This window comes from Rahnella sp. CJA17(1/100) (assembly GCF_963881615.1).
Lineage (GTDB): Bacteria > Pseudomonadota > Gammaproteobacteria > Enterobacterales > Enterobacteriaceae > Rahnella > Rahnella aceris.
Genome location: NZ_CAWOJA010000093.1, coordinates 116,308 through 128,805, shown reverse-complemented (window position 1 = coordinate 128,805; position 12,498 = coordinate 116,308). Strand labels below are relative to the sequence as shown.

General features: G+C 52.7%; 11 protein-coding genes and 1 riboswitch. Of the genes, 7 read left to right on the top strand and 4 right to left on the bottom strand.

Translation table 11 applies throughout. From position 1 onward, the window contains the following. The first annotated feature begins 32 nt into the window (after window positions 1-32). Window positions 33-389 carry a bifunctional dihydroneopterin aldolase/7,8-dihydroneopterin epimerase gene (gene folB / locus AACU55_RS25260; protein WP_134706367.1) on the top strand — a complete coding sequence of 119 codons (357 nt, stop codon included), beginning with the start codon at window positions 33-35 and terminating at the stop codon, window positions 387-389. Between the two features lie 186 nt (window positions 390-575). Further along, window positions 576-1,400, top strand: coding sequence for an undecaprenyl-diphosphate phosphatase (gene bacA / locus AACU55_RS25255; RefSeq protein ID WP_037034331.1), 825 nt, complete (start codon window positions 576-578; stop codon window positions 1,398-1,400). A 78-nt stretch (window positions 1,401-1,478) separates the two neighbouring features. On the opposite strand, the gene AACU55_RS25250 is transcribed toward bacA, so the two are convergent. Both AACU55_RS25250 and AACU55_RS25245 read right to left on the bottom strand, forming a co-directional pair. After that, window positions 1,479-2,714, bottom strand: coding sequence for a multifunctional CCA addition/repair protein (locus tag AACU55_RS25250; RefSeq protein ID WP_013573951.1), 1,236 nt, complete (start codon window positions 2,712-2,714; stop codon window positions 1,479-1,481). Window positions 2,715-2,844: 130 nt separating this feature from the next. Next, a complete protein-coding gene (locus tag AACU55_RS25245; protein ID WP_013573952.1) occupies window positions 2,845-3,465 on the bottom strand; it encodes a TIGR04211 family SH3 domain-containing protein in 621 nt (206 codons plus the stop codon). Between the two features lie 280 nt (window positions 3,466-3,745). On the opposite strand from AACU55_RS25245, the gene AACU55_RS25240 reads away from it, so the two are divergent. The 4 genes from AACU55_RS25240 (at window position 3,746) to yjeH (ending at window position 10,817) form a co-directional block, all read left to right on the top strand. After that, window positions 3,746-5,053: a CYTH domain-containing protein gene (locus tag AACU55_RS25240; protein WP_013573953.1), complete on the top strand. Its 1,308-nt coding sequence runs from the start codon at window positions 3,746-3,748 to the stop codon at window positions 5,051-5,053. Between the two features lie 57 nt (window positions 5,054-5,110). Next, window positions 5,111-7,948, top strand: a complete 2,838-nt coding sequence (gene glnE / locus AACU55_RS25235; protein ID WP_134706365.1) for a bifunctional [glutamate--ammonia ligase]-adenylyl-L-tyrosine phosphorylase/[glutamate--ammonia-ligase] adenylyltransferase — start codon at window positions 5,111-5,113, stop codon at window positions 7,946-7,948. A gap of 87 nt (window positions 7,949-8,035) precedes the next feature. Next, a complete protein-coding gene (hldE, locus tag AACU55_RS25230) occupies window positions 8,036-9,463 on the top strand; it encodes a bifunctional D-glycero-beta-D-manno-heptose-7-phosphate kinase/D-glycero-beta-D-manno-heptose 1-phosphate adenylyltransferase HldE (RefSeq protein WP_037034176.1) in 1,428 nt (475 codons plus the stop codon). Window positions 9,464-9,566: 103 nt separating this feature from the next. After that, entirely contained in the window at window positions 9,567-10,817 is a 1,251-nt protein-coding gene (yjeH, locus tag AACU55_RS25225; protein WP_037034175.1) for an L-methionine/branched-chain amino acid transporter, read from the top strand. Window positions 10,818-10,882: 65 nt separating this feature from the next. Here yjeH and ubiK read toward each other — a convergent pair whose 3' ends face one another. Continuing rightward, window positions 10,883-11,155, bottom strand: a complete 273-nt coding sequence (gene ubiK / locus AACU55_RS25220) for a ubiquinone biosynthesis accessory factor UbiK (RefSeq protein ID WP_013573957.1) — start codon at window positions 11,153-11,155, stop codon at window positions 10,883-10,885. A 132-nt stretch (window positions 11,156-11,287) separates the two neighbouring features. Further along, a riboswitch (FMN riboswitch) is annotated at window positions 11,288-11,463 on the top strand. A gap of 133 nt (window positions 11,464-11,596) precedes the next feature. On the opposite strand from ubiK, the gene ribB reads away from it, so the two are divergent. Beyond that, entirely contained in the window at window positions 11,597-12,250 is a 654-nt protein-coding gene (gene ribB, locus AACU55_RS25215; RefSeq protein ID WP_013573958.1) for a 3,4-dihydroxy-2-butanone-4-phosphate synthase, read from the top strand. Here ribB and AACU55_RS25210 read toward each other — a convergent pair. Next, window positions 12,247-12,498: an ABC transporter ATP-binding protein gene (locus tag AACU55_RS25210; RefSeq protein WP_134706363.1), complete on the bottom strand. Its 252-nt coding sequence runs from the start codon at window positions 12,496-12,498 to the stop codon at window positions 12,247-12,249. The two genes, ribB and AACU55_RS25210, sit on opposite strands and share 4 nt — an antisense overlap.

Below are 12,498 nucleotides of genomic sequence, written 5' to 3'. Positions count from 1 at the left end.
ATCCGGCTGGGCCAAAAACAGAGAATCACGTGATGGATATCGTATTTATTGAGCAACTAAATGTAATCACTACCATTGGCGCTTACGAATGGGAACAGACCATTAAACAGAAACTGGTATTCGATATCGAAATGGCCTGGGATAACCAAAAGTCCGCCTCCACTGACGATGTGAATGACTGTTTAAGCTATGCTGATGTCAGTGATGCGGTGATCGGGCATGTTTCTTCACAAAATTTTGCGCTGGTTGAACGCGTAGCGGAAGAGGTGGCGACATTGCTGCTGAGCCGGTTTAATTCTCCGTGGGTTCGGATTAAGCTCAGCAAACCGGGCGCTGTTGCTCAGGCAGCGAATGTCGGCGTGATTATCGAGCGTGGAAAGCGTTTTTAAATCCTGTTATGGATACAATTTAGAAAACGCTTGTCTATTGAATGTCATAAAGAAGCGTTAAAAGGAAAGTCCGGGTTGCCGGGTTTTCTTTACTGAAGCGGCTCAGCATGATGCCGCTTTTTTATTGTGTGTATTGTAAGCATATTTCCCATCAGCGGATCTTTTAAAGGGTAGGGTGCGATAATGATCGTCGAAAGTCATTCTTTGCTTGTTGCGGCTATTTTGGGGGTGGTTGAAGGACTCACCGAGTTTTTGCCTGTTTCTTCTACCGGTCATTTGATTATTGTCGGCAATCTTCTTGGCTTTACGGGAGATACCTCAAAATCATTTGAAGTGGTTATCCAGTTAGGTTCAATTTTGGCCGTGGTCGTGATGTTCTGGCGTCGTTTGTTCAACATGATAGGTTTGCATTTTGGTAAACCGCCGGTTCATGAAGGCTCAGGTTCTCGTCGTTTAAATTTATTGCATATTATTTTGGGGATGATTCCGGCAACGGTACTGGGGCTGCTTCTGCACTCTCAAATCAAAGCGTTGTTCGAGCCAAAATATGTCATGTATGCACTGGTGGTCGGCGGTATTTTGCTGATTGCTGCCGAATTGCTGAAACCTAAAAAACCGCGTGCCGAGGGGCTGGATGACATCACCTACGTGCAGGCGTTTATGATTGGTGTTTTTCAGTGTCTGGCGCTCTGGCCGGGGTTCTCCCGCTCAGGGGCAACCATCAGTGGGGGGATGTTAATGGGGATCAGCCGTTTTGCGGCATCTGAGTTCTCTTTCCTGCTGGCGGTGCCGATGATGATGGGCGCGACGGCTCTGGATTTGTACAAGAGCTACAGCTTCCTGAATATGGCGGATTTACCGATGTTTGCCACAGGGTTTGTCTCTGCGTTCATTGTTGCGTTGATCGCGATTAAAACCTTCCTGGCGGTGATTAAACGCATTTCGTTTATCCCGTTTGCGATTTACCGTTTCTTCGTGGCAATTGCCGTGTATTTTGTGTTTATCGCCTGATTTTTGCTTCCCTGAGGCAATAAAAAGCCCCGCACGGTGAATCACCGGCGGGGCTTTTCTTATGAATAAAGCCAGCGTTTAAATCGCCACGTCCTGAGTTTGTTTCCAGTCGGCCAGCGCCTGAGTACGGCGTTTCTTCAGTTCATCACGGATAGCCATGCCCTGGAAACCCGCATCCAGCACCTCTTTGTTTGAAACGCTGCTGGCGACTGCAAAGGCTTCACGCAGGTAATCGCCTTGCGGATAGGGATTATTTTCAAATGTCGTTCGCCCGCGCGCATCGGCTTCACTGGTCATGATCATCTGCTCAAGACGCTGCGGTTTGCGCCAGACATCAATGGTATCGAACAGTTTTAACAAGGTTTCCGGACGCAGTTTATTGACGGTGTGGATCAGGTCATGGAACTCCGCGACCAGTTTCGCTAAATCACGAATGTGCGTCGGCACTTTCAGCCGCTGGCAGAGTTCCTCCACCAGTTTCACGCCCGCCGGGCCATGACCGTGATGGGCAGGCCAGAATTGCGGCGGCGTCAGAGCCTTACCCAAATCATGGCAAAGCGCCGAAAAACGCACATCGACGTCAGGCGTCAGGGTACTGGCGATTTTCAGCGTCATCAGCGTATGTATGCCGGTATCAATTTCCGGATGCCATTTCGCCGGTGCAGGCACGCCAAATAATGCATCGATTTCAGGAAACAGCACTTTCAGGGCGCCACAATCGCGCAGCACCTGGAAATAGACCTGCGGATCCTGCGTTTGTAACGCTTTCTCAGTTTCTTTCCACACACGTTCAGGTGTGAGGGCTTCCAGCTCACCGCTTTCCGCCATCTGTTGCATCAGCGCCTGTGTTTCCGGGGCGACCGTGAAATCTAAATGCGCGAAGCGTGCAGCAAAGCGGGCAACGCGCAGAACCCGCAGCGGATCTTCGCCGAAAGCATCGGAAACGTGGCGCAAAAGGCGTTGTTCGATATCACGCTGACCATGATAGGGATCGAAAAGTTCGCCATCGTTGCTTTTGGCGATGGCATTAATGGTCAGATCCCGACGCATCAGATCCTGTTCCAGCGTGACATCCGGTGCGGCATAACAGGTAAAGCCGTTATAACCGGAGCCAGATTTCCGCTCAGTACGGGCCAGCGCATATTCATCGTGAGTGACCGGATGCAGGAAGACCGGAAAATCTTTACCGACCTGCTGATAGCCATTTTCGAGCATATATTCAGGCGTCGCGCCCACTACCACCCAATCGTGTTCAGACACAGGCAGGTTTAATAAACTGTCTCGGACTGCGCCGCCGACCAGGTAAATCTCCACGCGATAACTCCTGAAATTAGCCAAAGGACTCTGTCTTCATCATAGCAAAGTTGCGCTGAAGATTTCCTGATTGATGGAAACACGAAAAGGCACCGAAGTGCCTTAGGGAAACGATCAGGATGCTGAGCTGTCAGCTCATCCAGCGATCTTTTTTCCTGCGACGTGGAATGAGATGTGGCAACAGCAGGCCCAGCACCAGACCGACACCCGCGACACCGCCGCCATACATAAACCATTGTAAAATAATGGTTCTTTGTTTGTCGTCGAGCTGCACATTGACCGCGTCAACCTTCTTCTTCGCCACGATCAGCTGATTTTTCAAATCCTGATTTTCTTTCTTCAGGCCGTTGATGATGCCGTCACTGGAAGAGACTTTGGCCTGCATTTCTGCCGTGCGCTGGTTCCAGCTGGAATCAATATTGGTCAGCTTGTCGGTCAGCGTTTTCACCTGTTGTTCCAGATCCGGAACGCGGGTACGCAAGCTCGGCACATTGCTTAACTGATCAAGCGGGATCCAGGCTGTTTTACCTTTTGAATCAACAATCTCACCGTATTTCGTGCTGTCGTTGACACTGCGCAGGGTGACTTCTTCACCGGCATTCAGGGTGCCAACGATGCGATACTGATTACCTGGACCACTGTGGATATAGGTAATCAAATCGTCGGAGATATAGCGCTTCTCATCAGCGTGAGCGCCCCATGTCATGCTTAAACCAAGCAAAGCGAAACCAATTAGGCGTAATTTCTGCATTATTTCATCGTTTCTTTGTGAATTTAGGGAACGTGAAGTGTGGATCCGTTTTATCAGGATACGTCTTCTGGCAACCGCCACTGTCCGGCCATTGCACTCATATAAGTACTAAAAGTTGGAGACCGATAGTAAGGGCAACAGTGTGACGACGCAATGTATAAACCGGAATGAGAACTATCTTACAATCCCGCAACATGCGGCTTGCGCGCTGTGCTTATGATAGAATTGGCAGCGACGCGTTAATCCCTTTTGGCAGCAAAGAATCGGTGTGAAGACTCATATGACCGTAGAAATAGAATTAAAATTTATCGCCACCCCGGCCGCAATCGCCGAATTACCTTCGCAACTCGCTGGTTTTAACAGCGAGCACACCGCGCCTTCGAAACTGACCAACATCTATTTTGAGACTGCGGAAAACTATTTACGTTCGCATGACATGGGTCTGCGGATCCGTGGTTTTGACGATCAGTATGAAATGACCATCAAAACCGGTGGCAAAGTGGTGGGGGGGTTACATCAGCGCCCTGAATACAACGTTGAGCTGAAAAAGCCGGTGTTGAAACTGAGCGCGTTCCCGAAAGATATCTGGCCGGAAGGGTGCAAACCCGCTGCATTGCAGAAAGAACTCGCTCCGCTCTTCCGCACGGATTTCACCCGCGAGAAGTGGGTGATCACTTACGGCGAAAGCGAGATCGAACTTGGGTTAGATCAGGGCGAAGTGGTGGCTGGCGAATTAAACGAACCACTGGCTGAAATTGAACTTGAGCTGAAAAAAGGTAACACCGCTGATTTACTGGCGCTGGCGGCTGAAATTGGCGCGCACGGCGGCTTGCGGCAGGGTGGTTTCAGCAAGGCGGCTCGTGGTTATCATCTTGCAAAGGGCAATCCTGCCCGTGACATCAAACCGCTGCCGGTGTTTAAAGCGAAACCGAAAGCTACGGTTGAGCAGGCTATGTCTGCGATGTTCGAACTGGCGCTGGATCACTGGCAATATCATGAAGAATTGTGGGTTCGCGGCGACAAAACTGCGCGCCTGACTGTGTTGCAGGCCGTGGAAACCGTGCGTCAGGTTCTGGTGCTGTTCGGCGGACTCGTGCCGCGTAAAGCCTCTTCTGAGCTGCGTACCTTACTTACTGATCTGGTGCCGGTTCTGGAACAGAAATCGGCGGATGCTCAGGAAATCTGTTACAGCGCGACATATCTGAAATGCAAGTTAGTGCTTACTTCCTGGCTGGCAACATCAGGCTGGGCGCCATTTATTGATGATAAATCCGCGAAAAAAATGGACGGTTCCTTCAAGCGCTTTGCTGACATCATGCTCGGCCGCACTGCCGCCGATCTGAAAGAAGCCTTTGCACAGCCGCTGACGGAAGAAGGTTATCGTGACCAACTGGCGCGCCTTAAACGCCAGATCATTACCTTCCATTTGCTGGCCGGTGCTTACCCTGAAAAAGACGTTGCCGCGTATATTGCCGGCTGGGCCGATCTGCAACAGGCCATCGTTCAGCAGCAACACGCCTGGGAGGATTCGGCCCGTTCTCACGCGGTGATGATGGATGCTTTCTGGTTAAACGGACAACCTCGTTAATTGACTGATAAGCCTGGGCAAATTGCCCGGGCTTTTTTTTGCAAGGAATCTGACTTCATGTTGCCACTTTCTTCTGTTTTGCAAAGCCATGCGCAGAGTTTGCTTGAACGCTGGCGTGAACATCCTGAAAACCTGCCCCTTCCCGATGATGCGCAACTGTCCGTGCTGAGCAGCAGTGAATTCGTAACGGACAGTTTGCTGGCTTTTCCGCAGTGGTGGCATGAAATTGACCAAAATCCCCCTCAGGCGCAGGAGTGGCAACTTTACCGCCAGTGGCTGGAGGAATCGCTGACACAGGTGACCGATGAAGCCGGGCTGATGAGAGCGTTACGTCTGTTGCGTCGTCGTATTCTGACCCGCATTGCATGGTCACAGTCCGCGCAAACCAGTGAAGCGAAAGACACGCTTCATCAGTTGAGTGAACTGGCTGAACTGCTGATCGTCAGCGCCCGCGACTGGCTTTACGACGCCTGCTGTCGCGAGTTTGGTACGCCGGTCAATGCTGCTGGCGAACCGCAAAGAATGCTGATCCTCGGGATGGGTAAACTGGGCGGCGGCGAGCTGAATTTCTCCTCGGATATCGATCTGATTTTTGCCTATCCGGAAAATGGTCAGACCCGCGGCGGGCGGCGTGAGCTGGATAATGCACAGTTCTTCACCCGTCTCGGCCAGCGGCTGATCAAAGTGCTGGATCAGCCCACTATTGACGGTTTTGTATATCGCGTGGACATGCGTTTGCGCCCGTTCGGCGACAGCGGCCCGCTGGTGATGAGCTTCCCGGCACTGGAGGATTATTATCAGGAACAGGGGCGTGACTGGGAGCGTTACGCGATGGTGAAAGCGCGTCTGATGGGCGGGGCGGAGGACATCAGCAGTCAGGAATTGCGCAAAATGCTGATGCCATTTGTCTTCCGCCGTTATATCGATTTCAGCGTGATCCAGTCCCTGCGTAACATGAAAGGCATGATCGCTCGTGAAGTACGCCGCCGGGGTCTGAAAGACAACATCAAACTCGGCGCAGGCGGTATCCGTGAGATTGAATTTATCGTGCAGGTATTCCAGCTGATCCGTGGCGGACGCGAACCGGCATTGCAGCAGCGTGCGTTGCTGCCAACGCTTCAGGCGCTGGAAAATCTGGGGCTGTTGCCGGTAGAACAGGTGTTGCAGTTGCGTAACAGCTATCTGTTCCTGCGCCGTCTGGAAAATCTGTTGCAGGCAATAGCGGACGAGCAAACACAAACCTTACCGTCAGATGAACTGAATCAGGCGCGTCTGGCGTGGGGGATGAATTATGCTGGCTGGCCGCAGCTTCTGGATGCAGTGAATGCTCACATGCAGGCCGTGCGCTCGGTGTTTAACGAGCTGATTGGTGATGACACACCAGATGCTGAAGATGATGTGCAACTCTCCCAGTTCAGCAGTTTATGGATTGATGCGCTTGAGCCTGCCGAACTGGCGCCACTGGTGCCGCAACTTGACGAAAACGCGCAACGGCATGTTTTATATCAGATTGCCGATTTCCGCCGTGATGTAGATAAACGCACGATCGGGCCGCGTGGCCGCGACCAGCTGGATTTGCTGATGCCGCGTTTGCTGGCGCAGGTCTGTACCTATAAAAATGCCGATGTGACATTGCAGCGCCTGATGCAGTTGCTGCTCAATATCGTCACACGTACGACGTATATCGAGCTGCTGGTGGAATACCCCGGTGCGCTCAAACAGTTAATCCGCCTGTGCGCCGCTTCACCGATGGTCGCGAGCCAACTCGCCCGCCATCCTTTATTGCTCGATGAACTGCTCGACACACGCACGCTTTACCAGCCGGTGGAGCCGGGTGCGTACCGCGACGAACTGCGTCAGTATCTGATGCGGGTGCCGACGGAAGACGAAGAACAACAGCTTGAAGCGGTACGTCAGTTCAAGCAGGCACAGCATCTGCGCATCGCAGCCGGGGATATTTCCGGCGCATTGCCGGTGATGAAAGTCAGTGACCATTTAACCTACCTTGCGGAGGCCATTCTCGACGTTGTGGTGCAACAGGCGTGGGAACAGATGGTCGTAAAATACGGTCAGCCAGCGCATCTTCAGCACCGTGAAGGGCGCGGTTTTGCCGTGGTCGGTTACGGAAAACTCGGTGGCTGGGAGCTGGGTTACAGCTCGGATCTGGATCTGGTCTTCCTGCTCGACTGTGCGCCGGAGGTGATGACCGATGGCGAACGCAGCATTGACGGGCGTCAGTTTTATCTGCGGCTGGCGCAGCGCATCATGCATTTATTCAGCACCCGTACGTCGTCAGGCATTCTTTATGAGGTTGACCCGCGTCTGCGACCTTCCGGTGCCTCCGGCATGCTGGTCAGCACCATCGAAGCTTTTGCCGATTATCAGGCCAATGAAGCCTGGACATGGGAGCATCAGGCGCTGGTTCGCGCGCGCGTGGTTTACGGTGATCCGCAACTGACGCAGCAATTTAATGCCACGCGTCGCGACATTCTTTGCCGCCAGCGCGATGGTGAAGGACTGCGTAAGGAAGTCCGTGAAATGCGCGAGAAAATGTATGCCCATCTGGGCAGTAAAAAAGCCGACGAGTTCGATCTGAAAGCCGATCCGGGTGGCATTACGGATATTGAATTCATTGCACAATATCTGGTTCTGCGTTTCGCGCATGATGAGCCGAAGCTGACGCGCTGGTCTGATAATGTGAGGATTTTTGAGCTGATGGCGCAACACGACATCATGCCGGAAGAAGAGGCTCGAAATCTGACGCAGGCTTATGTCACGCTGCGCGATGAAATTCATCACCTCGCTTTGCAGGAACATAGCGGAAAAGTGGCCGCAGATAGTTTTGCGGCGGAGCGCGCGCAAATCCGCGCCAGCTGGGCGAACTGGCTGGGCTGAGGGTTTTTATTCGGGTAACAGGCGCTTGTGATATTATCCGGCGCATTGTATTTACCCGATTTGATTTATCTGTTTTGGAGTCTTGGGATGAAAGTGACTTTGCCTGATTTTCACCGCGCGGGTGTGCTGGTTGTCGGTGACGTAATGTTAGACCGCTACTGGTATGGCCCGACCAATCGTATTTCACCGGAAGCGCCGGTGCCGGTGGTGAAGGTCAATACCATCGAGGAACGCCCTGGCGGCGCGGCAAACGTGGCGATGAACATTTCGTCTCTCGGTGCTTCTTCGCGTCTGATCGGTCTGACCGGCGTTGACGATGCCGCCCGTGCCCTGAGTGAGCGTCTGGCGGAAGTGAAAGTAAACTGCGATTTCGTGGCATTATCCACGCATCCGACCATCACCAAGCTGCGTATATTGTCCCGTAACCAGCAACTGATCCGCCTCGACTTTGAAGAAGGTTTTGAAGGTGTTGATCTCCAGCCGATGCTGACCAAAATCGAACAAGCTTTACCACAAAGTGGTGCACTGGTGCTGTCAGACTACGCCAAAGGTGCACTGACTGAAGTGCAGAAAATGATCCAGCTGGCGAGAAAAGCTGGCGTACCGGTGCTGGTTGATCCTAAAGGATCTGATTTCGAACGTTACCGTGGCGCGACTTTACTGACACCAAATCTGTCCGAATTCGAAGCCGTTGTCGGTCGTTGCAAAAACGAAGATGAAATTGTCGCCCGTGGTATGCAACTGATCGCTGATTTCGAACTTTCCGCGCTTCTGGTCACCCGTTCTGAACATGGCATGACCTTGTTACAACCAGGCAAAGCGCCATTCCATATGCCAACGCAGGCGCAGGAAGTGTATGACGTGACCGGCGCCGGTGACACGGTGATCGGTACGCTGGCCGCGGCTCTTGCCGCCGGTAATACGCTGGAAGAATCCTGCTTCCTGGCGAACGCAGCCGCCGGTGTGGTGGTGGGTAAACTCGGCACCTCAACCGTTTCGCCGGTTGAACTGGAAAATGCGATCGGCGGGCGTTCAGACGTTGGTTTTGGCGTGATGAACGAAGAACAGCTAAAAGCCGCCGTGGCGATGGCGCGTCAGCGCGGCGAGAAAGTCGTGATGACCAACGGCATCTTCGACATTCTGCATGCCGGACACGTTTCTTACCTGGCAAACGCCCGCAAACTGGGCGACCGCCTGATTGTCGCCGTTAACAGCGATGCTTCGACCAAACGCCTGAAAGGCGAAACCCGTCCGGTGAATGCGTTGCAAAACCGCATGATTGTGCTGGGCGCACTCGGTGCCGTGGACTGGGTGGTTTCTTTTGATGAAGACACCCCGCAGCGTTTGATCGCCGGGATCTTGCCTGATCTGCTGGTGAAAGGTGGCGACTATAAGCCTGAGCAAATCGCCGGTTGTCAGGAAGTCTGGGCGAATGGCGGCGAAGTCCGTGTGCTGAATTTTGAAGATGGTTTGTCCACTACCAAAATCATCAATCAGATCAAAGCGCAGGACTGATTTCCTCCGGGAAGATCATGTTATCTGCACTGAAGGGCTTATCTGATAAGCCCTTTTCTTTTTGATTTTTCAATCAATAACGCAAAACGGAAGTGGCTCTGTTGTGAGCGGATTAAAACAGGAACTGAGTCTGGCGCAGGGCGTCGGGCTGCTTTCAACCTCATTACTGGGGACTGGTGTCTTTGCGGTGCCTGCACTGGCGGCTCAGCTGGCACAAAATGACAGCCTGTGGGCGTGGCCGGTGCTGATCCTGCTGGTGTTTCCGATAGCCATCGGGTTTGCTGCGCTTGGGCGGCATTTCCCCAGCGCGGGCGGTGCAGCGCATTTTGTCGGCAAAGCTTTCGGGCCGCATATGGCGCGGGTCACCGGTTGGTTATTCCTGTCAGTTATTCCGGTCGGATTGCCCGCCGCATTGCATATTGCTGCCGGTTTCTGGCAGGCCGCCTTTGGCTGGAGCAGCATAAACCTGCTGCTGGTGCAGTTGGGTACGCTGTTTGTTATCTGGTTCCTCGGCACACGCAGTGCCGGGTCCAGTGCCAATATTCAAACGCTAATCGCTTGTCTGGTGATCGCGCTGGTGGTGGCAATCTGGTGGAAAGGGGATATTTCTCTGCCTGAAATTCCGCTGCCTTCGGTGCGTGACGTCTCACTATCGAACCTGTTTGACGCGCTGGCGGTGATGTTTTGGTGTTTTGTCGGGCTTGAGGCTTTCGCGCATCTGGCGACCGAATTCCGTCATCCGGAACGGGATTTCCCGCGCGCGTTGTTGATCGGCATGCTGGTGGCTGGCGCAGTTTACTGGGGATGTACGGTAGCGGTGCTGAAATTCCATGCCTGGGGAGAAGGGCGGGAAGCAGGCGCATCATTGCCGGGTATCGTCGTGCAGCTTTTCGGGCAAAAAGCACTGTGGGTTGCCTGCATCATTGGTTATCTGGCGTGTTTTGCCAGCGTCAATATTTACACCCAGAGTTTCGCCCGCCTGGTGTGGTCGCAGGCTCAGTTGAAACCAAAAAGTAAACTGGCGCAACTCTCAGCCCAGCAGGTGCCGGTGGCGGCGCTGAATTTAGTGGTGGGCTGCTGCGCGTTGTTTACGTTACTGATTTACTGGCTGCACCTGCCGCTCGGCGCGCTGATCACTTACGCCAATGGGATTTTCATCCTGATTTATCTGTTATGTATGCTGGCGGGGATCCGGATCCTGGCTGGACGCTCGAAATGGATGGCGATGCTGGGCGCTGTATTGTGCTGCGGATTGCTGGCGATGGTCGGCTGGAAAGCGCTGTATGCAGTTGTGGTGTTTGCAGGATTGTGGTTGTTATTGCCACACGCCAAAACGGTACTTCATGTACGGTAACGCCGATTTCGCACAGCAAAAAGGCCTGCTGAGCAGGCCTTTTCTGATGATATCATTCGCAATAATCAGGCCGGATCTTGCGGCTTTTCCGTTTCAGTCAGCTTGCCTTCCAGCGCAGCAAGACGTTGTTCCAGTACAGCCAGTTTTTCACGGGTACGCAGTAAAACCTGGGTCTGAACGTCAAACTCTTCGCGATTGACTAAATCCATGCGGCTGAACTGCGCCTGCAATACCTGACGGATTTTCTTTTCGGCATCTTCACCAAACTCACGGATCCCTTTAGGCATAGATTCGTGAACCTGGCGGGCAATTTGTTCAATTTTTTTCGGGTCAATCATGTTATTTCCTTTTCTCGAAGGAGGTGCTTTTCCTTAGTGTAATCGCTGATGCTGTTTCTATAAACCTTCAGGGGCACTAATTGGACAAACCACAGGATTGCTCTGCTCATTTATTGGCGCTATAGTTGTTTTGCTTATTCTCAGGGCGGGGTGAAAGTCCCCACCGGCGGTAAACCACGGAATATCGGAAGGATCATAATCCCTTCCATGTGGAAGCCCGCGAGCGCTCAATCCTTCGGGGTTAGAGGTCAGCAGATCCGGTGTAATTCCGGGGCCGACGGTTAAAGTCCGGATGGGAGAGAGTAACGATTCAAGCCGGGCAAATATTGCCCGCTGCGTTATTTTTTATAACTGTAGCACGCCATCTGGCGGCTGCAGCTAGCCTCCTCAAGACGCCCTGATTCTGGTAATCCACATACAGAACATGAGGTTATTTTTACCATGAATCAGACCCTACTTTCCGAATTCGGTACATCAGCTGAACGCGTTGAGCGTGCTATTGACGCCATGCGTAACGGCGTGGGTGTGTTGGTGCTGGATGACGAAGATCGTGAAAACGAAGGCGATTTAATCTTTGCCGCTGAAAACATGACCGTTGAGCAAATGGCACTGACCATTCGCCACGGCAGCGGTATTGTGTGCCTGACCATGAACGAAGACAGCCGTAAAAAGCTGGATTTACCAATGATGGTTGAGAACAACTCCAGCCCGTTCCAGACGCCATTTACCGTGACTATTGAAGCGGTTGAAGGTGTGACTACCGGTGTTTCTGCTGCCGACCGTATCACCACTATTCGTGCAGCCATCAAAGATGGCGCGAAACCTTCTGACCTGAATCGTCCGGGGCATATCTTCCCGCTGCGCGCGCAGGCCGGTGGTGTGCTGTCCCGTGGCGGTCACACTGAAGCGTCGGTTGATCTGGCGACGCTGGCAGGCCTGAAGCCTTTCGGCGTGCTGTGTGAACTGACTAATGACGACGGCAGTATGGCGCACGCGCCTGAAGTTATTGTCTTTGCCCGTCGGCATAATATGCCGGTAGTGACCATCGCTGATCTGGTGGCCTATCGTCAGGCGCAGACACGTCAGGCAAGCTAAGTAACGGGTTGTGCGTAACAGAAAAGGCCGCTTATGCGGCCTTTTTGCTTTTTATTGCTGCTTATTGCCAAAATGGGTCTTTGCAAAATAGACTCCTCCGGCCTTCTTTGATTTTTTTCATCAAATTTATTGAATATCTCCTTCATGGTTATCCGGCTGTCAGCGGTAATCAAAAAGAGTACCGTATGGTCATCACGCGGCAGGTGACTCACTGGCTGCACTCTTTTATCTTGCGGTAAGGAATTCAT

Excerpts from the sequence above, each read along its gene's own strand:
- folB (WP_134706367.1), top strand. The coding sequence starts at position 33 with ATGGATATCGTATTTATTGAGCAACTAAATGTAATCACTACCATTGGC.
- glnE (WP_134706365.1), top strand. The coding sequence starts at position 5,111 with ATGTTGCCACTTTCTTCTGTTTTGCAAAGCCATGCGCAGAGTTTGCTT.
- AACU55_RS25210 (WP_134706363.1), bottom strand. The coding sequence starts at position 12,498 with ATGAATTCCTTACCGCAAGATAAAAGAGTGCAGCCAGTGAGTCACCTG.
- AACU55_RS25240 (WP_013573953.1), top strand. The coding sequence starts at position 3,746 with ATGACCGTAGAAATAGAATTAAAATTTATCGCCACCCCGGCCGCAATC.
- hldE (WP_037034176.1), top strand. The coding sequence starts at position 8,036 with ATGAAAGTGACTTTGCCTGATTTTCACCGCGCGGGTGTGCTGGTTGTC.
- AACU55_RS25245 (WP_013573952.1), bottom strand. The coding sequence starts at position 3,465 with ATGCAGAAATTACGCCTAATTGGTTTCGCTTTGCTTGGTTTAAGCATG.
- ubiK (WP_013573957.1), bottom strand. The coding sequence starts at position 11,155 with ATGATTGACCCGAAAAAAATTGAACAAATTGCCCGCCAGGTTCACGAA.
- ribB (WP_013573958.1), top strand. The coding sequence starts at position 11,597 with ATGAATCAGACCCTACTTTCCGAATTCGGTACATCAGCTGAACGCGTT.